The following is a 25,734-nucleotide window of genomic DNA, read 5'->3' as shown; positions in this document are numbered from 1 at the left end:
ACTAAAAAAGAAAAAATATCATATCGCATCAACATTTCCATTACTAGAAACCCAAAAATTAAGTTTAGGGCATATGGGATTGTTAGACTTTGATTATCCAGTATTGCCTGACAAAACCTTGCTTTTGTGAGATGAAACCAATTTATTTTTAGAAGGAACCGATTGAGAAAAAAATAATACCAAAAACGAAGAAAGCGGTATTCAAGAATATTTCGCTCTGGCACGGCATTTTGGTCATATTGTGCTTGCTAGCGGTCAGAGAGATAAACATATTTGAGTTAAAGTTCGTGATATTGCCAATAATGTAATTGTGGGAATTCGTAAAAAACCCGTTAATATTTTTCGCCCCTACTTAAAAGTCATCTATGGTACCTTTACGAGCATTGAAGAATATGAACGCTGACGAAACACCTTAATCGATGCGAAAAATAGCAAAAAAGGTCGTCGCATTAAATATCGTGATATTCCTGAACTCGATATCTATTTTTTTAAACTAAAAATTCCTCTACCAATACTTAACACTTACAATTCTTTTTACCTAGCATTTTTAAGAGATTACTTAAATGCAAAAGTAAATCCTGATTATGAAGACAAATACTATACTGACACCGCAATTGATTTAGAAGACTTAGAATACTTAAAAATGGATAAATTTAGCAAATTTTTAAGAAAAATGAAAGAAAAGGAATAATAAAAAATGGAAAATCTCGCAAAAATGGCCGACTTTCTCGCTCAAATGCTTTATAAAGTTTTTGACTTAATTTGAAGTTTAGAAGTGCCGGGAACGAATATTCAACTAATATTTCCTCTATTCTTAACACTGGCTGTAGAATTTCTTATGGCAATTATTCTTGGATTTGGTAGTCAACAAGTTAATTTGGAAAAACAACGCCAATATGCGGTTAAAAATAAAGGTCGTTTAAGTGCCTGAGGAAAAGCTAAAAAACAAATAAAACCAATAAAAACAAAACAAGGGAACTAACAATGTTTAAACTAATTATTATTTTTATCTTAATAACTGTTCTTGGATTATTGGCTGGTAGTCATTTTGAAACTTTAACGAACTATATTAGCGAGGGACTTGCCAATTTCCAAAAGTTTATTACTAGCAATTTAACAATTTTAGAACTATTTAAACCAATGGCTCGGACATTTTCGCAACACCCAATTTTTACCATTCTTGGTGTCACTTGTGTACTTATTGCTTTATTTATTGTGATTAAAGGACGATAAAAATATGAAAGGAAAATTAAAATGAAGAAACTTTTAGGAAAATTATTTAAAAAAGATAATTCAAAAGAAAAAATGCCATTAAAATTAAGAATTAAAAATTCTTTTAAAAAGCAGTGGTTAAAAATAGTATTAAGTATCATTTTCATTTTTATAAGCTTATTACTTTGTGCATTAACAGCAATTGATACTAAATGAATAACTGGAACAAGTAACGAATTTAATGAGTTTATGAATAAAGAGATGGTTGATTTCTTTGGCAAGTTCAATAGTGGTATTATGCTAGCAGGAATATTTGTTTTTTGATGAGGCGGAGCAATATATTTTGCAATTAAATTTGAAAAATTCATCCGCTTTATTATTCAGAAAATTAAAGCAAAAAGAACCTTAAAAAATGAAATCAAACAAACTAATTAATTCTTTAAAAAAATATTGATGGAGAATTTTACCTTACATTTTTATGATTATTATCTTTTTTATTCCATTTTTAAAATTGGAAACTAATGATTTGAAATTATTATATGAAAAATTTGAAGTATTAATTTCACTTATGATACTAGGATATTTAGATATATGCATTACAATAGCAGTAGTTATAAACTGTAGCATTGAGTGACTTATTAAAAAAATCAAAACCAAAAGAACAATGAAAAATAAAATATTTTAAAAAGGAGTGATAAAAATGTTTATGAAAATATTTACCGTGTTAATTATTAGTTTCAATAACATTTTTACCATTCCCCAAAATATTAATAATGACGAAATAACAACACAATCACTAATTAGAAACAAAAGACAAAATAACCAAATTTACGAAAAAGAAGTTAAACTTGAAAATTTAAAAGAAGTTGAAATTGAGAATATTCAACAGCATCATGATGAATTAAAAATAATAATAAAAGTTCCTATAAATATAAATAAAAAAAATCTTGAAGAAGTACTTAAAGAAAGACCAAAACCAACAAATGATAAACTTGAATTTATAACTCCTGCTTTTTCAAAAAACAATGAAATAAGAAAAAATATTGAAGATTTAACAGGAAAATATGGCAAAATAATTAACCAAAATAACAATAGAAAAACATACAAAATCCAAAAGTTTATCCAATTAGAAATGACAATAAATTACTATGATCACTCAAGCGGATATAGAATAGAAATAAATCCTAGAAAAACATTTATCATTAAAACAGAAAAAGATACAACCGACATTGATTTGCCAGAAATAACCAAAAAATTTGATGGAAACCATAACTATAACGATGTTGTTGATAATCTTGATTATTTAATGATTCATCGCGGTGATTTTGACAAATTCAATTATTCTTATCTTTATTGAACACCAGTATTTAATTTCATTGACACCTTAGAAAAAGGTTATTACAAAGAATTTACGATTAAAAATCACGGCTTTAAAGACGAGAGCTATTTTTATCATAAGACTTCAACTATTTTACCAAATTCAGAAATAATCGACCCTACAAATGCAACCAAAATTGAAGTTATAAAAAAAATTAAAAAAAGACTTAATGAAAAAATTAACAATCTTGCTGGCGTAAATAATGCAATTGAAGGCATCGACTATAATACAGAAATTAAAGATAATGACAACAATTACTTAGACGATAGCACTACTTTTGATTTAACAACAGACAATGTCGCTGACAGAACATTTACCGTTAAATTCACCGCAATTGAAACGAGCACACAATTGCAAGGAACAAATACGATTAAAATGGTCATTCCGAAACAAGATGATAACAACGATAATGTCCTCAAAATTAAGGCATTTAATAAAACCCTAATTGCTGGAAATAACTATTTACAATTATTACACGGTGAAAATGAAATATGAAAATATGACACCACAAGAGCTAACGATTATTACCTAATTAAGTACCTTTTCGGAACCTTAAATTACCTCAATGTTAAATTTAGTTTTCTACGATATGACCCCGATTTAAAAAATGATATTTACCTATATTTTAAAAATAACATTCCTAGTATTAACAACAGCGATTACAAAAATGTTTTTGATGAAATCTATGAAATTCTTGGCAATTTCTTTGCTAGTTTATTTTATGCGACTTTTGATATGGACGAAAAAACTCATACCGAAATTGATTTTAAGGGTATAGAAAACTATAAGAAGGATTATTTTATTCAAATAGGTTTCTTTTATCGTTCATTAATTACCTTTTATCCCAAAAAATACTTAGTAAATATTATAGGAAACTCAGAATTATTACTAAGAAGTTATTTCTTTACTTTTGACAAAAAAATGCACCAAGAGAATTACAATGCTATTAACAATACCAATAGCATTTATCAAATTAATTTTAATGTCCTTAAATCTTACGACAATAAACTAATTACCTTGCCAACCAGCAAGACTGCTAACAGTATTAATTATCTCAATACCGATATTGATATTCGTTATGGTATTAATATTTTTACCTTAACTTTTCCACTTTATCACAAAGGTAATATTTCTAACTACAATTTTAAAATTTATGACTTTAATGTATTAAATTCAACAGCCTTTATCCCTGATGGTTCAAATAACAGTGAATGAGACGATTTAATTCCACCAGCAAATTGCAAATATTCGGGACGATGAATACCAACATTTAATGATATTGGTTGTGCCATTCAAAATGCTGGTATCAAAATGATAAACTGAATACTGACAGCGTCACAAATCATCACGATTTTACGACCATTAGCAATTATTGCAAAAGCAACAGTTAACTTTTCAACCGATATTTTTCCAGTTTTTAAAACAGTACCAGCTTTTTACTATACCTTCCAATTTTTAATCGGTTTTGCCATTTTTCTAATGATTTTAAGAATTTTCGTGTAATATATATATATATATATATATATAGAAAAAATAAAGAAGTTAAAATTATGAAATTTTTAAATATACTAACTCTCTTGGAATTAGCAACATTATTCATAACTGGTTGTAATAATAAAACAAATAAATCAATAACACCACCAATGATTAAAAATCAAATTTATGAAAAAGAAGTTAAACTTGAAAATTTAAAAGAAGTTGAAATTGAGAATATTCAACAACATCATGATGAATTAAAAATAATAATAAAAGTTCCTATAAGTATAAATAAAAAAAATCTTGAAAAAGTACTTAAAGAAAGACCAAAACCAACAAATGATAAACTTGAATTTATAACTCCTGCTTTTTTAAAAAACAATGAAATAAGAAAAAATATTGAAGATTTAACAGGAAAATATGGCAAAATAATTAACCAAAATAACAATAGAAAAACATACAAAATCCAAAAGTTTATCCAATTAGAAATGACAATAAATTACTATGATCACTCAAGCGGATATAGAATAGAAATAAATCCTAGAAAAACATTTATCATTAAAACAGAAAAATAAGTTAACTAAATTTAAAAACTGTTAAAATTACTACCCTAAAAGGTGGTTGTCTATGATGACAATACTCTTAAACAACTAAGCAACTTTTCATTTTTTATATTTTAATAAAATAAGAAACCAGTAATTAATTAAAATTACTGGTTTGAATATTTTTCTTATTTTTCACAAGAAATTAAACATGGTGTACTTGCTCCAATTAAAGTTATTGTTCTAAATAGCTAATATCGTTTTTATAAAACCTTATACTATAGTAGTAACTGTATTTGTTTTTACCGGCCCTTCTCTTTCTGATGAAAAAAATGCTTCACCGTTAAATGTTATGTTATCATTGTTTTTATCTATAGTAATTTCATTGGGTAATAAACTATATTTTTGTAAAATTTGCATTACTTCTGTAATTGATAATGTAACTACTTGTTCTTTATTGTTATCATCAATTATTTTGGCAGTAATATTTCCTGTAATTTTTTGTTTTAAATTTAATATAACTTTAGATGTAATTATTCTTACTGGATAAGTAATTTTTAATTTTTCATTGGGATTAAGTTCAAATTTATCAGCGGGTACCTTAAAAATACTTAAAATCATTTCTTGTTCTTGTTTATTTGTGTTTGATAAATCAAATTCATTTGATAATACATTAATGATTTTAGAATTTTTATTATTTATATTTGTAAAATCTGTTAATTTCATTTCATCATCAGAATTTATGTTTCAACCATTTAATTTATTTTCTTGTTTTGTTTTAGTTAATCCTGTTGTAATTTGAAATACTAATTTTGATTTTGAATTATATTCACAAGTGGGTACATTAAATGATCTTGTATTTGGAGTTTTATTGATAATTTCTCTATCAGAACATACATTTTTAGGAGCATTAGATCATAAAAATGAATTTTCTCTTTTTGTTATTTCAGTATTTGAAAAATTTAAATTATTAGTATCAATATATTTTATTTCTTTAAATTTTAAATTAGGGTTTTCATCACGAAACTTAAAAAATACTGCTCTTTTAATTAATTCATTTAAATTAATAGCATTAATTTCATCTTTATTTTTAATTTTATAATTAACAGTAACTTCACCAAAATATTTACCATTGTCTTTTGCTTTAATTGTAGCTGATGTATCTGTTTTATTAATAATTTCTAATTGTGATATATCTAAATTAGGATTTAAATAATTTAATTCATTTAAAATAATTTCATCATTAATAATGTTATTAAACCGTAAATTATTTATTTGAATAATAATATTTAAAAGCATTTTAGTTTTAGTTATTGCAAATACATTACCACTTTTTTGTTCAATTATAATAGAAATAACTGCTTCATTTATTCCATTAATTTTAATTAAGTTTGATGAAGGTCTTGATTTAAAATATAATCCATCATCTGTTGCAAAATAAGTAGCACCAGCAACTGTAGACTTAATATTTCTGTCATGGATTGCAATATCATTAACTTGCCCTTTTATTTCGCTAATTTCTATAGCATCATAATTGTTTGGTTTATCTTCAATCAAATAAATTTTTTTATTTGCAGATATTGCGTAAGCTTCTCCTGTTGATTGAGAAATTATAATGCGATTAACCTTGTTATTTATTCCATTAATTTTAATTAAGTTTGATGAAGGTCTTGATTTAAAATATAATCCATCATCTGTTGCAAAATAAGTAGCACCAGCAACTGTAGACTTAATATTTCTGTCATGGATTGCAATATCATTAACTTGCCCTTTTATTTCGCTAATTTCTATAGCATCATAATTGTTTGGTTTATCTTCAATCAAATAAATTTTTTTATTTGCAGATATTGCGTAAGCTTCTCCTGTTGATTGAGAAATTATAATGCGATTAACCTTGTTATTTATTGCATTAATTTTAATTAAGTTTGATGAAGGTCTTGATTTAAAATATAATCCATCATCTGTTGCAAAATAAGTAGCACCAGCAACTGTAGACTTAATATTTCTGTCATGGATTGCAATATCATTAACTTGCCCTTTTATTTCGCTAATTTCTATAGCATCATAATTGTTTGGTTTATCTTCAATAAAATAAACTTTTTTATCTAAATTTTTTAAATTATTTGTTTTTAAATAACTGATTTCACTTTTTGTTGAAGTTGGAGCGTTTCCGACAATTCCTGACATTCCGCTTCCGGCCATTGTTATTGTGCTTAATAAACTGAGTAATTTTTTCATATTAATTAAATTCCTTTCGTGAATTTTTACTAATTAATAAAATTTACAACACCTTTTCCTTTCTCCAAATCCTAATCTGCAATTTCTTTACTTTGGAATCTCATTATAAATCATCAAATAAGAATTTTTATCATTTTTTTCGGTTTATTGAATACTAAAATTTGTTAAAGTTACTATCAAGAAAGGTAATTTATTATGTTAAAAATTAATAATAATGTAAAAACCTCAGAAAACAACCATTGATTTAGTTTATTTACAACCCATAAAAATATGTACATCAATAAATGCGAACAATTGGCTAATGAATATGAAAAATTAGATGAATACTTATATAAATATCATTATCGGTTAAAACAAGGTTATAAAGTAGTTCATTTTGCACCAAGAACAATTATTACAATTTTTGGTGATGTTACTTTTAAACGACGCCGATATAAATATTGAAATCAAAAATCAGGTAAATTTGAATATGTATGTTTGTTAGATAAAGAAATTGGCTTATTGCCTAAACAACGCATTTATTTTGATGTCCAATTTAAAGTTTTAAGTCTTTTGGGAGATGGTAAACGGTATCGTGATGTTTTAGATGCTCTAAATCATTGTTATATTTCAAAAGCTAGTATTTCAAATATTTTAAATAAATACGATATTGCTGAATATTTTCAACTAGCAGAAAAAGAAACTAAAACTAGAATTGATGTCAAAAATAAGGATTTGTATATTCAACTAGATGAGACATTTTTAGCAACATTAGATCAGAAAGTTAAACAAGACCAAAGAATTCGTTTAGTTACTTTTCATACCGGACATAAAGAAAAAAATTACAAAAATGCTCGTAGAGAATTAGAAAACAAACGAGGTCATTTTTTAATGTTAAAAGTTGGTAAACGAATAAATACGATGGATTATCGTGATTTATTAATTAAAGAAGTACAAAAAAATTATGTAAATATTAATTATGACAGAATAATTGTTTGTGGTGATGGTGATTCTTGAATTAGAGAAATTGCGAACAGTTTTGGTAATGTTAGATATATTTTAGATGGTTATCACGCTATTAAAAAATTAAAACAAACCGCATTTAATATTATTTTTGAAAATCGCAAAGTAACACTAAATAGTTGAATTAAATTATATAAGGATGGAAATCATCAAGAATTAATCAAAAACATTCGTAATGTTGCTAAAAATGAATTAAATAAAGATATTAAAACAAATTTAAGAAAGGCGAGTAATTATTTCAGTAATAATAAGCAAGGTATTCATCATCAAAATTTAGAATGAAATATCGGTTGTAGCATTGAAAGTGATGTATCGCATTTAGTAAAACAACAATTAGGCTATGGGGCAAAAATATATAATCATAAGAATTTAAATAATCTATTACATTTAAGAATGGCAAATTTAAACAACTTAAATGTATTACATTACATTAATGAAAATATTAATTCAGAAATAGAAATCAGAAAAGAAATATATAAAAATTCATTATGAAATAAATATAATAATAAAAATGATGATAGTTGAATTAATTATAAAGGTAATGCTGTAACAAATAAATATAATAGATTTAAGTAAGTAAAAATATAAAATTAATATATATTAGTGAAAATTTAATAATATTAATAATTTTTGTTGTGTAAAAATTCAATAATATGATAAAATGAAAAAGAATAAAAATGACAATAACAAGAAAGGCAGGGTTAGTTTAGTAATTAAATAATATAATTAGCTGATTGTTTTACTTCTTCAAAGCAATACCTAAGAAAACTAAACGCGACCATCATTTTGTATTTATTTGTAATTCGTTAAGTTTTTTAATAATATTAACTTGATTTTGATTTATATAACTTTGAATTCGCCCTTTATTGTTCCATAATTCTTCTATAGGATTTATGGGTTTTATTCCTGATTGCTTCTCTATATCATTTAATAAAAATTGTAATTCTGTTTTTCACGCCGGTGCAGGTTTATAAGGAGTTTCATTTTTTCATATTGTAAATTCTGCTTTTGTTAAGTTAATTTCAGACACTTGATTGTTTTGTCTTTTGTTTCTAATTAATGATTGTGTTGTTATTTTGTCATTGTTAATATTTTGGGGAATGGTAAAAATGTTATTGAAACTAATAATTAACACGGTAAATATTTTCATAAACATTTTTATCACTCCTTTTTAAAATATTTTATTTTTTATTATTCTTTTAGTTTTAATCTTTTTTAATATAAAACGAATTAAGCAGTTTACTATTTCTGTTATAGTTACTCATACTAATGAATAACCTATAATCATTAACTTGCCAATTGCTCCAAAATTTTTAATAAATTGTTGCAAATTTTCAATATCTGTATGTAGTAATAAAACTATACTTAAAGATATGAATATAATGTAATTAAGTATTATTCATCAATATTTTTTTAAAGAATTAATGAGTTTGTTTGATTTCATTTTTTAAGACTCTTTTTGTTTTAATTTTCTGAATAATAAAGCGGATTAATTTTTCAAATTTAATTGCAAAATATATTGCTCCGCCTCATCAAAAAACAAATATTCCCGCTAGCATTATATTACATAATAATCCAAAAAGAGTAGCTCTAGTCGCCTTACCAGATTTAATTATATTTTGGTTACCCCCTTCACCATCTGGTACACATTCTATTCCAGTTTTCAATTTAAAATCTTCTATATATTGATCAAATTTACTATTTCATGCCATATAACTAAAATACCTCTAATAACTATCTTTCTCTACTACTTTTTTTTATAAACTTTCTATATTAAATGTATTTTTACATTTAGAGCCCCCATCACAACTATAAAATTCACCAAATTTACTATTTTTAAGATTAATATAACCGATACATAAATCATATTTCCTTTTTTCTTTAAACTGTTTTTTCAGAAAATAATTCTAATTTATGAGAAAAAATACTAATATCATTGTTTTCTAGTAATGGCATCAAACTATCATCTAATCCTAAATACATAAAGTCATAATTATGGCAAATTTTTTCACCAGAATATTCATGTTTATAAAAAACTTGTAATTGCTTAGATAAATATTACTTAATTACATATATAAATAAATCAACTCTAGAACTGTAGTGATTTGTTCAACTGCCAAGTTGTGAATCCTTAAGTTCGCCAATATGATTTTCAACTCGTTCTTCTCATTCTCATTTTCGTGTTCAGTTAATGTTCTTTTAGAATAATAAGACAAATCTTCTTTAAAGTCTTTTAACACAGATTAATAAATACTTAGATGCATAGTTTATTCATTAATATAAAATTCATTATTTTCTTTAAACAAAGCAAGACTTAAAAGTTCATTTTCACTTTGAACATAAAAAAATGCTATATCTAAAATTCTTTACTAATAGGAGCAAATTTTAATCATTTTTCTTTCATTTATCATAACTCCTTTCATCATGTTAAGTATAATTGCTTTTATTTTAACATATATTCTTAACTAAAAAGTATTCACTATATAATGTTTTAGAAAATATTAAATAGTTATTTCATCAATATATTCCATTTGACTAACTAATAAAATTAAACCAAAGATCGTTCCTAATAACATTGGAAAACCTAACATAATAATACTAATGGTAATAATTAAAAGCTTATTAGAACTAATTATTTTATTAGTTAAAACAATTGTTGTTAAAATAACACTAATAATTCCTACAATACAGAAAAATATTATAAAAATTAATGCTTGAGTTTCAAAATGAGCAATACTTTTTGCTAATCATGCAAAGTAATTACTAATGCTAAAAATAATAATTGCTTGTGCAACTGGCAAAATAGCCATTACTAAAGCTCCTTTTGAACCTATGGAAAACATTTTTTTGCTATTACGATTAATAAAAGTATTATTTTGTGATGATAATACAATCAATATTCCTGTAAAAATAAAAAATATTGTAAACATACTTGTAGCACTAATTAATATTCCGTGAATAATCCGAAAATATGAATATCTTAAGAAAAATCCAATAATGTTTACTAATAAGCTAATAATCATGGCACCAAAATTAATCATCAAAGAGACTCATATTCACTCAGTTGCTTTTCAATTTTCTTGAAAATAACCATATAAATAAGATAAATCAAATAAACAGAACGGTAAAAAAATAATAAGAAAGATTTGAATAGTTCCTGAAATAACTATCCCACTATAAAATAATTTATCTTTATCTAAAATCATATTTTATTTTCCCATCACATAGTCTATTTTCCAACAAAATAAAGCGGTATTAAAGCATAAAAATGAATAACCACGCCATTATTATTTGCTCAATAACTAAAATCTGCTCCCATTATAGAAATAATGCCAGAAACAATAGAAGTTACATTTCCCACAAAGTTTGGTAATTGATCACCAATTATACTACCAATATCTCCGCCATTATTTAAAACATGGGCAATATTTAAGCAATCACTAGCATCTAAATGTAATCTTCAATAACCAAATCAATATCAATAAAATTCTGATCAAACATACATAACGGTTTCATTCTTTTTTACATTTAAAATAATTTTATTATTTTCAATTGTTAAAACATTATTAATAAGTAAATATGAAATAATAGTTTTATAGTTTTTTTCATTAATAACACTTATAGCATTAATCGGTAAACTATTATATCATTCATTAAGATTATTAGTTAATTTAATATCACCTTTAATGTAAGAAAAATTTTGGAATAAATTTTGAAAACTTTGTTTTTTAATTTGATTACTTGATATACTTGATACTATTAATAAATTATTGTTCGTTAAGGGAAGCACACTACTAATTGCGGGTGCACTTACCATTAAAATATATGGTAATTTTACTAAATTTTTCATTTCTAAACTCCTTTAAAATAACTTTAATACATTATAATGTGCATATATGAACACTATATAAAAGGGTTCGTATTATTTAAATTTATTTTAGCACAACTAAATAAAATTAAATTAACAAAAATAAAAAATGAATATATATACAAATATTTGATTAAAAATGTAAAATGTTAGTAACACATAAAAATGAAAGGATTTTAATAAATGGCAAATTGATTTCACTTATTGCCTCACTAATTAGTTTTTGACTTTCTTGTTGATTAACATATTCACTTATTAAATTAATTGAAACCAAAACTAATGAATTATGATAAAGAACATTATTAAATAAAAATTTTAACAATGAGACCTTGTATGTCTCCTTAAATCTATTAGAAGGAAATTAAAATTATGGAAACTTTTTGAACTGTTATTGTAATAATAATTTTGGCAATAGTTTTTTGAATAAAATGAGAAAAAAAATTAAGAGAAAACATTTATAAAGAAATAACAAACTCTCTAAAAAATTTAGAAATTAATAATCCTGAAAATTATATATTTGAAGAAGAAATTGCTTCATCATTATTTAGCGAACTAAAAAAATTACTTTTAGACAATAGAACCAGCTTTAAATATAAAAAAACTTATTTAGAAGGCAAAAGAAAAAAAGAAATAATTAAAATAGTAAAAAGTTATTATGAATTAAATGAGAACGAAAAAAAGCAAATTTCACAATTAAATAAGGAAAGTGAACAATAACTATAAAATCAAGATTGCAAGGTATAAGGAAGTTTTTTATGGAACAAAATGATAATAAAAATTTGATATCTGAAATACTAGAAAAACAAAATGACAATAATATAATTAAGAAATTAATATTAACTATTTTTGGAATAATAATCATAGTGTGATTTTGCTTATTGTATTCTTTACTCCCAAAGCGGATGGATGATACAAGTTCTGGGGCTATAAAGTTCAATGTCGCAATGGAACTTATAGTAGTTCTAGTGGCAAGGGAACCTGCTCTCATAATGGTGGTGTAAGTAGATACTTAAACTCTGAACTAACAAGTGGAATTAAATACAATACAAATTTAAATTATTTTATAAACAGTAAAAAAGTAATAAGAAAGATTTGAATAGTTCCTGAAATAACTATCCCACTATAAAATAATTTATCTTTATCTAAAATCATATTTTATTTTCCCATCACATAGTCTATTTTCCAACAAAATAAAGCGGTATTAAAGCATAAAAATGAATAACCACGCCATTATTATTTGCTCAATGTAAATATGAAATAATAGTTTTATTTACTATTCACTAACCTATTTCTTAATGTATCAATTATATATATCTATCCTTAATTTTTTGATTAGAACTCATAAATTCAATGTCAGTCATTGTACCGGATTCAAAAAATTTGTTTCAAACTAGTAAATCCACAATTTTCTTAAGGTCACTAAACTCAAAACTAAGTCTGTAAATTTTATTTTTTAATATATTAAAAAGAAAAAAATTATATTTACTAGTAAAAGTTTTCCTATTAACATTAAACTTCTTCTCTAAAGTAATATTTTTTTGAAAATGTTTTAATTTAACCTTTTTTATCTTATTATCTTTTAAAATAATTATTTTATTTTGCTTAAATCTTTGAAAATTTGCAAAATATACTTGATTTCACTTACAAATTTCAATTATGTCATTAATTTCTATCTTATTTAAACTAAAAATATCATTTGCTTTTTTATTTAAAATAGAAACTCGTTCTTGTTGTTTAATTTCAAATAAATAAGCATATACAGCTAATTGTAAGAAATGAACATCAGTAACTCTGCTAACACATTTAAATTCCCAAACATTCTTACTTTTAAAATCAATGCAATCAATAAAACCATTTAAAGTTTTATCATATAATTCTGCAACTTTAGAATGAGTATATGGTTGTTCAAATGCACTACCAGTAGAAATATGATATTCCATCAGTTGCATAAAATTACTTAAATTTTCTTCTGTAATTCAATTATAATTTTCATTACTAATTTGATTTAACTTAAAATTAAACTTATCAACAATATAAATTCATATATTAGCTAACAGCAATAAATCTTTAACCGGCAATTTTTCATTTTCGTATAAACCTTTAATGAACTTTTCGTGTTTAAATAAATCAGGATATTCTTCTTTTGTGTAGTCTCTTCTTTCCTTTAAAAAATTTAATAATAAATTTAAAGAACTAACTTTTTTAAGATCCTTTTTACAATGTCACTCATAATAAAGTGGTATCGCTGTCCCCGTTATATTAGAAACTTGTTCAATAAAACCTTTTTCTTGAACATAATCTTTTAAATTTAACACAGTAGTTTGTGGAAAATCTTGATTAATATAATCTTCAACTTTTATTTTTTCCATACAATTCTTAACAATATTTGATGGAACATGCCTTACTAAATCAACAACACTAATACTTGAAGCTTGATAATTAAAATTATCATCATAATCTTGCATTTTTCTTTTAAAACAATTAGTCTCATAACTGTTTAAATAATTAATTCCTTGACAATATGAAAATAATTTTTTAACATCTAAAAATTTTAAAAATGATTGATTATAATTATGAATTAGAATTAATTTCTCTAAACTTCTTGTTATCGCTACATACAAAGGATTTGCTGGTATCATTGGATTAGACTCGTGATTATAATACTTATAATAACCATTATCAAAGTTAAAAACTATTACTAATTTTCTTTCCAAACCTTTTGCTTGATGAAATGTTGAAAATACTAATTTTCCTTTTAAAAATTTTTCTTCTAATTTTTCATCATCATTTGATGGAACATAAACCGGAATCCCATCCCTAGATAGTTTATTGGCAATACATTTTATTGGCGTTTTATCTTTTAATACTGACGGCGCTAAAAGAAAAATATTATCATAACCTCAAGTTTCAATTTCTTTTTTAATTTTTTTATATAATTCTTCACTTTCATATACATTAGCAATAATATATTCAGGTTTATATTGAGAAATTTTTGTTGATTTCATAAGTGGTTTTTGATAAAAAACTTCATTAATAAAATTAATGACTTTATCATTAACCCGAAAACTCTCTGATAATGTACATTGTTTTCAACTATATTCATTAAAATCAAATAATTTACTTGCCAAAGTAATATATCTGGAATCCGCACCTTCATAAGAATAAATTGACTGGTTCTTATCACCAAGTAAACATATTTTGGCATTAAGAATATTATCATTAATAACTTTACAAACGAACTCATAAAACAGAGGTTTAATATCTTGTGATTCATCAATAATAATAATTTGAAATCCAATGTTAACTTTAGGTTTTTGTTGTTGCTTAATAATTTCACTTAAACCATTATCCGTTATACATTTTGGTTCTTGATAATATTTCAAACCAAAAGCGTGAAAACTATGAACTTCAATATTTTTTAAACCAAGATTTCCAACTTTTTTTCTTGTTTCTGATTTTAAATGAGCATTATAAGTAAGTAATAAAATTTTACAATCACTAAAATATTTAGCAATATGAAGACTGGTAGTAGTTTTACCACTACCAGCAACCGCTTGAACAACAACATTATTTTCTTTTAAATGTAATATTATTTTTTTTTGTTCTTCAGAAGGTTCATGCAAAATACTCATCTTTAATTCCTTTATATCACTTTGTTATTCTCTTTCACATTCTTTTAATCACGCTTGTGCATGGTCTCATCGTTCTTGATATCGTGAATATTTTCTTACTTTTTTATTAGTTGGTAAATTACCAGCAACTTTATAATGTTCAAAAATCTTTAAGATCATCCATAGGTTCTTTAAACCATAATTCATTATCATACTCATGTCCAAATACTACTACCGATGAATAGGTGGTAGTTTTTACTCTCTTTCTTACTACTTTATTTTTGTCAATTTACTTGTTGATAATTAATGGCAATATTAAGATTAACGGTTCTTCCAGGAGTATTTTTTCAAACATCATCAATTGATGGAATAAAATATTCGTTTGGTGATGTCTTATTTTAACAAATATTTTATCTATTAAAATAAAACTAACTAAGGAAAAGACAAATTTATCTTTTTTAACCATCTTGATAATAACATAAAATCACAAAATTACAAAACAAAAATAATAATTGGTCGCATTTAGTTTTCTTAGGTATTTTTTAAAAAAGAAAAAATAATCATTTACTATAAATTATTTCAATATTCAAATTAAGTATATATATCCTATGTACGATTTTTGTTGTAAAAAATTATTTTAATATTGTTTTTGTAAGCATTTTACTTAGGTTTTATAACCTTTTATTAAGATTATGTTTGTTAATATTAAATATTTTGTTTTATTACTTATTTTTTAAATAAAAAGGTAATCAATTTTTAGTTGCTTTTCTTTCAAAATTATTTAAACCTTTTCCTACCTAACAAAACTTTATGCGTCCCAAAATGAACAGAAGTTGAAAAAGAACAAAAACAAAATATTAAAATAAAAAATATTAAAATAAAATTTGAGTATCAAAAAGATACTTTTGCGGGTGTAAGATGAAACTGGTGAAAAATGCTAGAACTTGATGCACAATTGAAAGTCAAACCTACGACTGATATTGATTTACCAGAAACGGCCACCAAATTTGATGGCAACCATAACTATAACGATGTTGTTGATAATCTTGATTACTTAATGATTCACCGTGGTGATTTTGATAAATTTAATTACTCGTATCTCTATTGAACACCTGTATTTAATTTCATTGACACCCTAGAAAAAGGTTATTACAAAGAATTTACGATTAAAAATCACGGCTTTAAAGATGAGAGCTATTTTTATCACAAAAATTCAACTATTTTACCAAACTCAAAAATATTTGGGCCTACAAATGTGACCAAAATTGAAGTTATAAAAAAAATCAAAAAAAGACTTAATGAAACAATTAATAATCTTACTGGCGTAAATAATGCAATTGAAGGCATCGACTATAATGCAGAAATTAAAGATAACGACAACAATTACTTAGATGATAGTGCTACTTTTGATTTAACAACAGATAATGTTGCTGACAGAACATTTACCGTTAAATTCACTGCAACTGAAACAAGTACACAATTGCAAGGAACAAATACGATTAAAATGGTCATTCCGAAACAAGAAGATACCAACAATAATGTCCTTAAAATTAAGGCATTTAACAAAACCTTAATCGCAGGTAATAACTATTTGCAATTACTCCACGCTGAAAAGGAAATCTGAAAATATGATACCAAAAGTACTAACGATTATTACCTAATTAAATATCTTTTTGGTACCTTAAATTATCTCAATGTTAGATTTAGTTTTCTACGCTATGACCCCGATTTAAAAAATGATATTTACCTATATTTTAAAAATAACATCCCTAATATTAACAACAGTGATTACAAAAATGTTTTTGATGAAATCTATGAAATTCTTGGTAATTTCTTTGCTAGTTTATTTTATGCGACTTTTGATATGGACGAAAAAACTTATACCGAAATTGATTTTAAGGGCGTAGAAAACTATAAGAAGGATTACTTTATTCAAATCGGTTTCTTTTATCGTTCATTAATTACCTTTTATCCCAAAAAATATTTAATCAATGTTACTGGCAATTCGGAATTATTACTAAGAAGTTATTTCTTTACTTTTGACAAAAAAATGCACCAAGATAATTACAATGCCATTAACAACACCAATAGTATTTATCAAATTGATTTTAATGTCCTTAAATCTTATGATAATAAACTGATTACCTTGTCAAGCAACAAAACCGCTAACAGTATTAATTATCTCAATACCGATATTGATATTCGTTATGGTATTAATATTTTTACCTTAACTTTTCCACTTTATCACAAAGGTAATATCTCTAACTACAATTTTAAAATTTATGACTTTAATGTCTTAAATTCCACAGCCTTTATCCCTGATGGTTTAAATAACAGTGAATGAGACGATTTAATTCCACCGGCAAATTGCAAATATTCTGGACGATGAATACCAACTTTTAATGATATTGGATGTGCCATTCAGAATGCTGGTATCAAAATGATAAACTGAATACTCACCGCTTCACAAATCATCACGATTTTGCGACCGTTAGCAATTATTGCAAAAGCAACAGTTAACTTTTCAACTGCTATTTTTCCAATTTTTAAAACGGTACCAGCTTTTTACTATACCTTTCAATTTTTAATTGGTTTTGCCATCTTTCTAATGATATTAAGAATTTTTATATAATATATAATATATATATATATATATTGAAAAAATAAAATAAAGGAGTTAAAAAATGAAAATTTTAAGTATAATGGCTATTTTAGGATTAACAATATTACCCGTATCTGCGTGCTCTAAAAAAATAAATGAACCAACTCTCTCAGACAGTAAAAAAAGTAATCAAGTGTCTGAAATTAACTTAACAAAAGCAGAATTTACAATATGAAAAAATGAAACTCCTTATAAACCTGCACCGGCGTGAAAAACAGAATTACAATTTTTATTAAATGATATAGAGAAGCAATCAGGAATAAAACCCATAAATCCTATAGAAGAATTATGGAACAATAAAGGGCGAATTCAAAGTTATATAAATCAAAATCAAGTTAATATTATTAAAAAACTTAACGAATTACAAATAAATACAAAATGAACAGAAGTTGAAAAAGAACAAAAACAAAATATTAAAATAAAAAATATTAAAATAAAATTTGAGTATCAAAAAGATACTTTTGCAGGTGTAAGGTGAAACTGGTGAAAAATGCTAGAATTTAATGCACAATCAGAAACAAATTAAAATACGGGGGGCTTTGTACAAAATTAACTGGAGCTGTATAATTAACTGTGTCTCTAAGTAATTAACTTAAATTCACTCTGTCTTCAAATTTTATCATTAAATGTGAAATTGCACTACCCTAATTTTGAATTGGCATCGTTCATTTCTTAACCATATTTTGAAATGCTAAATAGCATATTTTAAAAACTATAACTGCCCAAAGAAAGATGACTTTTTACGATAACAAACACTTTTGGGCAACTAAACAACTTTTTCATTTTTTGTATTTTGACAAAATAAAAACCAGTAATTAATTGAAATTACTGGCTTGAATAGTTTGCTTATTTTTCACGAGAAATTAAACTGATTATACTTTTGCCTTTGCCCCAATTAGACCTAAAATTAATAATAACTTTTTCATTTTTTGATTATTCTTTTGATCCGTCTCTTATTTTTGGTAATCTTTTGGAGCTAAAACGGCAATATTAATTATTTTTTCTTCTTCGTTTTTTGGAGTAATTCCTGTTTCTATCATTTTATAATATTTTTTGCTATATTTACCCCAATTGTTAAGAGTATCTTTATGATCTTGTCAAATAACTTTTTTATTATCATCAATTAAAATTTTCTTAATACTATCTCTAACAGAAAAAAACCGCATTGATTCTGATGTTATAAAAATAGTTCGTACTAAATCATTTTTAATAGTATGCCTATTTTCTTTGGTGATATTACTTAAATTACTAATAGAGTTATTAATATCTTTTCTACTAATTTCTATTGTATCTTCACCTACTAAACTGCTATAATTTCCTGAAAAATTAAGAGATTCTGAAGTAATGTTATTATCTAAATTTTTTATTTTTGAATCAGAGAAATATCAATATGTTTTGTTATGATTTTTATCAATATTAATAATTCCCTCTAAATATAAATTACTTGTATCAAAAACTAATTCAATTTCATGATTTTCATTACTTAATGGAATAATTTTATGTTTATTAATACCATTTTTTAATTTAAATACTTTTTTGTTTGGGTAATTTGTATTAATAACTCCTTCTAATTTTTCAACATTTTTAGTAATTTCAAAATAATTTGTGCTTTCTCTTAAAAAGTTTATATAAGTTCCATATTTTGAAGCCGGATGTGTTCTATTTTTAGAAGAAAAATTACTAGATTTTTTAATTTTAGCAAATACTTTTTTTAAACTGCTTGATCTTCTAGTTATATTAGAAATTGGTTTTTTAGCTTTTCCTTGGATGATTTTTTTTGAATTTTTATCATTATTTAAATTAACATCTAAATCAGTTTGCTTATTTTGATTTTTTAAAGATATTATTTTTACAGCCATAATTGGTATTGGCACAGTACTTAAGAATGTTATTGAACCAAGTATTCTTAATAGTTTTTTTATAATATAAACATTCTTCCTTCCTTTTAAAATGTTTCAATTTCTGTTAATTTAGTTTTTCCAATAGTAGAACCTTGATAAGACAAATTAGCTTTTCCATTAAAAGTTATATTGTTGTCGTTATTTATAGTAATTTCTTGTGGCAAAAGATTATATTGTTTTAATTTTTGCATAATTTCCTTAATTGAAATTTCAAATATAGTTTTTTCGTTATTTTCATTTATTATTTCTGCATTAATCTCACCATTAATATTTTGTTTTAAATTTAATATAATTTGCACTAAAACTTTATCTAAAAAAGTACTAACTTCAATAGTTTGGTTACCTTCAATATTAAGTTCTTGGAAAGGTAATTCTAATTCAAAAATTTTTATATTTTGCATTTCTTGACTATTTCCCAAGTCAAAACTATTTGATAATGAAATTGAATTTGAAAAAGAATTATGAATTGATTTAGTAATATCTTGAGTAGAGCTATATGATGTCAATGAACTTGTTTCACTTGTAGAAGACGTTTGGCCACCGCCGCCACCAGAACCACCTATACTAAAACCAAATAAACTAAAACCAGCATTACCTGATACTTCTGATGACTCTGATGATGAATCAATTTTACTATGTCCAACTTGTGAACTACTAGTTGAACTATTAGAATTAGTAAAACCAGAACTAACTTCTGAATTTGTTTGTGATCCAGTTGTTTTACTTAAACCTGTTGTAATTTGAAAGCTTTTTATTTCTTGGATTGTATATTTACAATTTGATGTTCTTAATTTTTGTTCTGTTGGTAAATTATTTTCTAAAATTGTTTTACCAGAACAAATATTTTCATTAGTTTTATTAATTATTGGTTCAATATTTTTTGTTACTGTTACATTTGAATATATTAAATTATTTATATTGATATTTTTAATTTCTTTTACAATATTTTCTTTATTTTTATCTCTAAAACTTAAAAATATTCCTTTTTTAATCAATTCATTTAAATTAATAATTTTATTTTGTTGATTATTTATAACATAGTATATTTTATTTTCACCAAAGTATTTATCACTATTGCTTTTAACTCTGATTGTTGTTGATGTGTTATCTTTTTCTTTAATTTCTAATTGTGAAATATCTAAACTAGGATTTAAATAATTTAATTCATTTAAAATAGATTTATCAGAATTATTATCAATTTTTAAATTATTTATTTTAATAACATCATTTAATTGATATTTATTTTTAATTTTAAAAATACCATCGTTATAAGTTAAAAAATACATATTAGAATTATTTTTATCAAAAATAATTCTATTAACTCCAATAATTTTATTGCCTTTTTCATTCATTTTGGTTGCTGACAACTCATTGTTCTTTAACACATAAGCACCGCTACTAGCTCCAAAATAAACATTTTTGTGACCCAAAACAATTGAGTGAACTTCTCCAGTTACACCATTAATTTTTTTAGATTTTGTTTCGCCACATTTTAGCAAGTAAAAACCATTATTTGTTCCAAAATAAAAATTATCATTATCATCAATTAAAACAGAACGAATATTATGTGGCATTCCCTCAAATGCTATAGCACTCATTTCACCATTTTTTATATACAAACCATTCTGTGTTCCAATAAAAACATTATTTTTTGAATCAACTACAAAATAATAAACATGACCATATACTCCAACTATTTTTGTGGCAGTAGTATGATTAGGTTTCAAAATATAGGCTCCATCGCTTGTTCCAAAATAAGTATTATTTTCTTTATCGTTATTAACGGTAAAAAATGTTTTATTAGACATCCCGTATATTTGTTTTGCTCTACTTTCACCATATTTTAAAACATAAGCACCGCTACCATTATTTGTCCCAAAATAAACATTATCATTACTATCAATAATTCCTACCATTCCATTATTAATTCCATCGATTTTTACTGGTATTATCATCCCTGGTTTTAATTTATATACACCCTGTGTTGTTCCAAAATAAACATTATTATTTTTATCAGCCATAATTAATCCACCGACGGTACTATCATTTATACCCACAACTTTTTCAGCGATTATTGTACCACTTTTTATTATATAAAACCCATTTCTTGTTGCAAAATAAAAATTACCCTCTTTATCGGTTGCACTGCCATAATATGATTCAATATCACTTATTCCAGTAATTTTTTGTTTAGAGTAATAATTTGTTAATAATACTTGTCTTTTAGTACGCATTGATGTTACTAAATTTTTATTTTCTTGTATTTTCACTGGAGCATTTGCCAAGACTATTGGTGTTATGCTTGAGAAGCTTGTAATTGTTGTCACCATAGAAAGTAATTTTTTCATATTAATCAAATCCTTTTCTTAATTATTTACTAAATTAATAAAATTTATTAAAAAATCAACACCTTTCTCTAAATCTTAGTCTGGAATCTTCTTACTTTGGAATTTCATTATATACCAACAAACAAAAATTTTTACTTTTGTAGGTCATTAAATATGAAAAAAATTAATAAATTTACAAGCAACGGTTGATTATAATAAAAATAAATTAACAAAAACAATTAAATAGAAAGCAGGGTTATAAACAATGAAATATATTATCGCTGAAAACCAATTATCAGATTTAGAAGCACGCTTACAATTCTGATTAAAGAGTTTTTACCGAGATAAAAACTATCATAAAACTAAAAAACGAATTAATAATTATTTAAACCTATGCAAACAATTTTATACCGAAAAAAATACTTTAAAATCATTAATTAAAAAACATTTTCACAATATTGACATAACTTTTTATCGTTGAGCTGAGAAAATTATTAGTAGTTATTATGCAAATGATTTTAGTAATTTACTAATTAAATCAACAAAACCATTAAATCCCCATTATCAATTTACCATTGAAAGTCGTAAAAAAGTATGTGATTTATTTTACAAATATAAAAACATTAAAGCTGGCGGTGTTTGGTCATTATATAACAACCTCCTTAGAGGCGAACATGACGCTCATAAATATGATTTACCAAGAAATATTAGAACCTTTTATCGTTGAATTAAAAATGACCCTCGTTATGATAAAATTAGACAAAAAATTAAAGAAAAAAAAACGCTATTACCGTCGTTATGAAGTAAAAGAAATTGGATTAATACAAATGGATGCTAAACACTTTCCCAAGTCAAAATATCCGGTAGAAAAAAATATGTATGTCTATGACTTTATTGATGAAAAAACAAGAATGGTATTTGGTTATGTTTATGATAGTTTGGGAACTAATAACGCGATTAATGCTGTGCAAAGAGCAATATATGATTTTAAGAAGTTTGGAATAGAAATTAAACGAATTAGAACCGATAATGCTCCAGAATTTACTACTACTAATTGAAGTAATAAAAATGAATATAAGATAAAAGAAAGACCCTTTAGTAAATATTTAAAAGATAATAAGATAATCCACGAAACCACACCAATAAGGTCACCGCAAAGTAACGGTAAGATAGAAAGATTTCATAAGAATTATAATAATTTATTATTGTTAGATGATAGCAAAAGATTTAATACTAATGAATTACAAAGATATTTAAATGAATATTATTACTTTTATAACTTCCAAAGGAATCATTGAACAATAAAAGACACCCCATTTAACTTTTTAAATAAACTTTTAAAAACCTCTTGAAACTAACATATGTCTGTGCTATAGTATAAAGGAGAAAAATTATGAAATTAAAATTATTAAAAATGCATTTTTATCGTCTTAAAAGAACAGATAGTTTAGATAAATTAGTATGATGGGGTACGACGGTATTAGGTAAGACTACTAAAGATAAACCAATAGCCGTAAATATCGGTGACAAGACAACTTATTTTTATAACCAAGGCATTGAAAAAGTAAATACTACTTGTTTAAAAAGTCGGTGAAAGGAGCCAATAACAAGAAAGGTTACAACACTATCTTTTGAGCAACAAAAAGAGTTAATTAGTAAATTTACTACAATGACTGAGCAATTAGATCCGTATGAAATGATAACTTTTTTATCTTTAGAAAATCAAATTTTAAAGGACGAAATTAAAAGATTCACAATTGAAAAAGAACAGCAATATGAAATGGAATAGAAAGAGGCAAAAAATAATGGCATATGAATTTCGTTCAGTACCGTCGATTATGACATTAAATAATAAGGATGCTTATAAAATTAATAAAACGATTCGCCATAACTTTGTAAGGTAACACACCCTTATAATGTAAAGTAATACACACTTATAATAGGTTGACAAAATATACGGTATATTCTATACTTGTTTGGTGCATTAGATATTGCTATTGCATATATAAAAATAAATAAAAATTTAATATAATTATTGTGAAGAACTCGGGTTTTATTTAAGTAGTATTTGAATGAATAATGTCTTGGGTCTTTGTTTTTTAGAGCGGGGTTGCTATGGCGGATATTAATAAGAGAATGGAATTGTTAGTTAATCATTTGAAGGAGTATGGCTTTGTTTTTCAGGGTTCGCAAATTTATGGTGGGTTAAGTAATAGTTGGGATTATGGTCCATTGGGAGCACAGTTGAAAAATCGTTTGCAACATTTGTGATGGGAACGGTTTGTGACGAAGCATCCTTTGAATGTTGGACTGGATAGTGCCATTATTATGAACAGTAGTGTTTGGGAGGCTTCGGGGCATCTTGATAATTTTTACGATTTATTTGTGGATTGTAAAAGTTGTATTAAGCGGTTTCGGGTGGATCATTTGTTAAGTAATGTGACTGTTGATTTTCAAAAATTGCGTGCTGATGAATTGCAAGCCTTATTAAAAGAACATCAAGTTGTGTGCCCTAATTGTAAGAATAATAATTTTACAGCGGTTCGTTCATTTGATTTGATGTTCAAAACTCAACAAGGGGTTTTAGCAAATGATCAAGGTGTTGTTTATTTACGACCAGAAACAGCGCAAGGAATTTTTGTAAATTTCAAAAATATTCAACGAAGTTTAAGAAAGAAATTGCCCTTTGGGGTTGGTCAAATTGGAAAAGCTTTTCGTAATGAAATTACTCCGGGACACTTTATTTTTCGGACAAGAGAATTTGAACAAATGGAATTGGAATTTTTTTTTAATCCTAATGATCAAACGGAGTGATTTGATTATTGATTAAGTTATTGTCAGCAATTTTTATTAGATGTTGGTATTAAACAGGGTAATTTTAGTTTAAATGAACACGAAGATAGTGTTTTAGCTCATTATGCGAAGCGAACTGTGGATATTGAATATAATTTTCCTTTTGGTAAGCAAGAGTTATGGGGTATTAGTAATCGTTCTTCTTTTGATTTAAAAACGCATAGTGAACATAGTGATGAAGATTTAAGTTATTTAGATTCAGAATTAAATGCGAAGATATTTGCGAATGTTATTGAACCGTCAGTCGGTGTTGGCAGATTAATGTTGGCCATTTTAAATGATGCTTATGATGTTGAGATTTTGCCAGATAATAGTAAACGCACGATATTGCGATTAAATCATAATTTGGCTCCTTATTATATTGCTATTTTACCTTTAAGTAAGCAATTAAATGAAGAAGCGTATAAATTATATGAAGAGTTAGCTAACGATTTTTTAGCAACTTATGATGAAACGCAAAATATTGGGAAAAGATATCGTCGTCAGGATGCTATTGGAACGCCTTATTGTATTACGGTTGATTTTAAAAGCTTAAGACGGTGAAGAAGAAGTGTAACGGTGCGTTTTCGTGACACGATGGTGCAAAAACGAGTAAAAGTTAGAAAATTAAGAAAGTACCTTAAACACTTGCAAGAGCAAAATTAAAGTGTAAGGAGAAATAAAG

General features: G+C 25.0%; 27 protein-coding genes. 16 read left to right on the top strand and 11 right to left on the bottom strand.

Annotation, left to right across the window (positions count from 1 at the left end):
- The first annotated feature begins 73 nt into the window (after positions 1-73).
- Genes AAHM88_RS01790 through AAHM88_RS01760 form a run of 7 tightly spaced genes read left to right on the top strand, consistent with a single transcriptional unit; the run spans position 74 to position 4,641 of the window.
- Positions 74-691: a hypothetical protein gene (locus AAHM88_RS01790; protein ID WP_342263059.1), complete on the top strand. Its 618-nt coding sequence runs from the start codon at positions 74-76 to the stop codon at positions 689-691.
- A gap of 6 nt (positions 692-697) precedes the next feature.
- Positions 698-982, top strand: coding sequence for a hypothetical protein (locus AAHM88_RS01785; RefSeq protein ID WP_338968736.1), 285 nt, complete (start codon positions 698-700; stop codon positions 980-982).
- Between the two features lie 2 nt (positions 983-984).
- Positions 985-1,233, top strand: coding sequence for a hypothetical protein (locus tag AAHM88_RS01780; RefSeq protein WP_215826579.1), 249 nt, complete (start codon positions 985-987; stop codon positions 1,231-1,233).
- A gap of 21 nt (positions 1,234-1,254) precedes the next feature.
- Entirely contained in the window at positions 1,255-1,647 is a 393-nt protein-coding gene (locus AAHM88_RS01775; RefSeq protein WP_342262533.1) for a hypothetical protein, read from the top strand.
- Positions 1,648-1,690: 43 nt separating this feature from the next.
- Complete coding sequence (locus AAHM88_RS01770) at positions 1,691-1,897, top strand: hypothetical protein (protein ID WP_342262532.1); 207 nt, start codon at positions 1,691-1,693, stop codon at positions 1,895-1,897.
- A 15-nt stretch (positions 1,898-1,912) separates the two neighbouring features.
- On the top strand, positions 1,913-4,093 hold the full coding sequence (locus AAHM88_RS01765) for a hypothetical protein (RefSeq protein WP_342262531.1): 2,181 nt from the start codon (positions 1,913-1,915) through the stop codon (positions 4,091-4,093).
- Between the two features lie 47 nt (positions 4,094-4,140).
- Positions 4,141-4,641: a hypothetical protein gene (locus AAHM88_RS01760; RefSeq protein ID WP_342262530.1), complete on the top strand. Its 501-nt coding sequence runs from the start codon at positions 4,141-4,143 to the stop codon at positions 4,639-4,641.
- Positions 4,642-4,881: 240 nt separating this feature from the next.
- Here AAHM88_RS01760 and AAHM88_RS01755 read toward each other — a convergent pair whose 3' ends face one another.
- Entirely contained in the window at positions 4,882-6,846 is a 1,965-nt protein-coding gene (locus AAHM88_RS01755) for a hypothetical protein (RefSeq protein ID WP_342263058.1), read from the bottom strand.
- 195 nt (positions 6,847-7,041) lie between these two features.
- Here AAHM88_RS01755 and AAHM88_RS01750 point away from each other — a divergent pair, with 195 nt between their 5' ends.
- Positions 7,042-8,424 (top strand): Mbov_0401 family ICE element transposase-like protein, encoded by a 1,383-nt coding sequence (locus tag AAHM88_RS01750; protein WP_342262528.1) that lies wholly within the window; start codon positions 7,042-7,044, stop codon positions 8,422-8,424.
- 163 nt (positions 8,425-8,587) lie between these two features.
- Here AAHM88_RS01750 and AAHM88_RS01745 read toward each other — a convergent pair whose 3' ends face one another.
- The 6 genes from AAHM88_RS01745 to AAHM88_RS01720 all read right to left on the bottom strand — a co-directional run bounded on the left by AAHM88_RS01745 (position 8,588) and on the right by AAHM88_RS01720 (position 12,038).
- On the bottom strand, positions 8,588-9,004 hold the full coding sequence (locus AAHM88_RS01745; RefSeq protein WP_342263057.1) for a hypothetical protein: 417 nt from the start codon (positions 9,002-9,004) through the stop codon (positions 8,588-8,590).
- Positions 9,005-9,019: 15 nt separating this feature from the next.
- Positions 9,020-9,292, bottom strand: coding sequence for a hypothetical protein (locus tag AAHM88_RS01740; RefSeq protein ID WP_342263056.1), 273 nt, complete (start codon positions 9,290-9,292; stop codon positions 9,020-9,022).
- Positions 9,270-9,560 carry a hypothetical protein gene (locus AAHM88_RS01735; RefSeq protein WP_342263055.1) on the bottom strand — a complete coding sequence of 97 codons (291 nt, stop codon included), beginning with the start codon at positions 9,558-9,560 and terminating at the stop codon, positions 9,270-9,272. The genes AAHM88_RS01740 and AAHM88_RS01735 overlap by 23 nt, the downstream gene beginning before the upstream one ends.
- Before the next feature lie 789 nt (positions 9,561-10,349).
- Positions 10,350-11,054 (bottom strand): hypothetical protein, encoded by a 705-nt coding sequence (locus AAHM88_RS01730; RefSeq protein WP_342263054.1) that lies wholly within the window; start codon positions 11,052-11,054, stop codon positions 10,350-10,352.
- Positions 11,055-11,077: 23 nt separating this feature from the next.
- Positions 11,078-11,698, bottom strand: coding sequence for a hypothetical protein (locus AAHM88_RS01725; protein ID WP_342263053.1), 621 nt, complete (start codon positions 11,696-11,698; stop codon positions 11,078-11,080).
- A gap of 151 nt (positions 11,699-11,849) precedes the next feature.
- Positions 11,850-12,038, bottom strand: a complete 189-nt coding sequence (locus tag AAHM88_RS01720; protein WP_342263052.1) for a hypothetical protein — start codon at positions 12,036-12,038, stop codon at positions 11,850-11,852.
- Between the two features lie 47 nt (positions 12,039-12,085).
- On the opposite strand from AAHM88_RS01720, the gene AAHM88_RS01715 reads away from it, so the two are divergent.
- Together AAHM88_RS01715 and AAHM88_RS01710 are read left to right on the top strand one after the other, a co-directional pair.
- On the top strand, positions 12,086-12,433 hold the full coding sequence (locus tag AAHM88_RS01715; RefSeq protein ID WP_342263051.1) for a hypothetical protein: 348 nt from the start codon (positions 12,086-12,088) through the stop codon (positions 12,431-12,433).
- A gap of 38 nt (positions 12,434-12,471) precedes the next feature.
- Positions 12,472-12,717: a hypothetical protein gene (locus AAHM88_RS01710; protein ID WP_342263050.1), complete on the top strand. Its 246-nt coding sequence runs from the start codon at positions 12,472-12,474 to the stop codon at positions 12,715-12,717.
- A gap of 303 nt (positions 12,718-13,020) precedes the next feature.
- On the opposite strand, the gene AAHM88_RS01705 is transcribed toward AAHM88_RS01710, so the two are convergent.
- Entirely contained in the window at positions 13,021-15,348 is a 2,328-nt protein-coding gene (locus AAHM88_RS01705; RefSeq protein WP_342263049.1) for a UvrD-helicase domain-containing protein, read from the bottom strand.
- Positions 15,349-15,372: 24 nt separating this feature from the next.
- Positions 15,373-15,507, bottom strand: coding sequence for a hypothetical protein (locus tag AAHM88_RS01700; RefSeq protein ID WP_342263048.1), 135 nt, complete (start codon positions 15,505-15,507; stop codon positions 15,373-15,375).
- A 580-nt stretch (positions 15,508-16,087) separates the two neighbouring features.
- Here AAHM88_RS01700 and AAHM88_RS01695 point away from each other — a divergent pair.
- Positions 16,088-17,959, top strand: coding sequence for a hypothetical protein (locus tag AAHM88_RS01695; RefSeq protein WP_342263047.1), 1,872 nt, complete (start codon positions 16,088-16,090; stop codon positions 17,957-17,959).
- A 52-nt stretch (positions 17,960-18,011) separates the two neighbouring features.
- On the top strand, positions 18,012-18,515 hold the full coding sequence (locus AAHM88_RS01690; RefSeq protein ID WP_342263046.1) for a hypothetical protein: 504 nt from the start codon (positions 18,012-18,014) through the stop codon (positions 18,513-18,515).
- A gap of 427 nt (positions 18,516-18,942) precedes the next feature.
- Here the strand turns inward: AAHM88_RS01690 and AAHM88_RS01685 are convergent, their stop codons facing one another.
- A complete protein-coding gene (locus tag AAHM88_RS01685) occupies positions 18,943-19,863 on the bottom strand; it encodes a ribosome-inactivating family protein (protein ID WP_342263045.1) in 921 nt (306 codons plus the stop codon).
- Positions 19,864-19,934: 71 nt separating this feature from the next.
- Positions 19,935-22,238: a hypothetical protein gene (locus AAHM88_RS01680; protein ID WP_342263044.1), complete on the bottom strand. Its 2,304-nt coding sequence runs from the start codon at positions 22,236-22,238 to the stop codon at positions 19,935-19,937.
- A gap of 244 nt (positions 22,239-22,482) precedes the next feature.
- Here AAHM88_RS01680 and AAHM88_RS01675 point away from each other — a divergent pair, with 244 nt between their 5' ends.
- From AAHM88_RS01675 to AAHM88_RS01660, 4 genes are all read left to right on the top strand, one after another.
- Positions 22,483-23,055: a hypothetical protein gene (locus AAHM88_RS01675; RefSeq protein WP_342263043.1), complete on the top strand. Its 573-nt coding sequence runs from the start codon at positions 22,483-22,485 to the stop codon at positions 23,053-23,055.
- Entirely contained in the window at positions 22,964-23,575 is a 612-nt protein-coding gene (locus AAHM88_RS01670) for a DDE-type integrase/transposase/recombinase (RefSeq protein ID WP_342263042.1), read from the top strand. Before AAHM88_RS01675 ends, AAHM88_RS01670 begins: the two co-directional genes overlap by 92 nt.
- 35 nt (positions 23,576-23,610) lie before the next feature.
- Positions 23,611-24,006: a hypothetical protein gene (locus AAHM88_RS01665; protein WP_342263041.1), complete on the top strand. Its 396-nt coding sequence runs from the start codon at positions 23,611-23,613 to the stop codon at positions 24,004-24,006.
- A gap of 335 nt (positions 24,007-24,341) precedes the next feature.
- Entirely contained in the window at positions 24,342-25,715 is a 1,374-nt protein-coding gene (locus AAHM88_RS01660; RefSeq protein WP_346350420.1) for a glycine--tRNA ligase, read from the top strand.
- Positions 25,716-25,734: the final 19 nt, after the last annotated feature.

Origin of the sequence: Spiroplasma endosymbiont of Dromius quadrimaculatus (genome assembly GCF_964031155.1) — a bacterium.
Taxonomy (GTDB): Bacteria; Bacillota_I; Bacilli_A; order Mycoplasmatales; family Nriv7; genus Nriv7.
The sequence above is the reverse complement of the archived record's forward strand: the minus strand, read 5'-3'. Positions and strand labels throughout refer to the sequence as shown.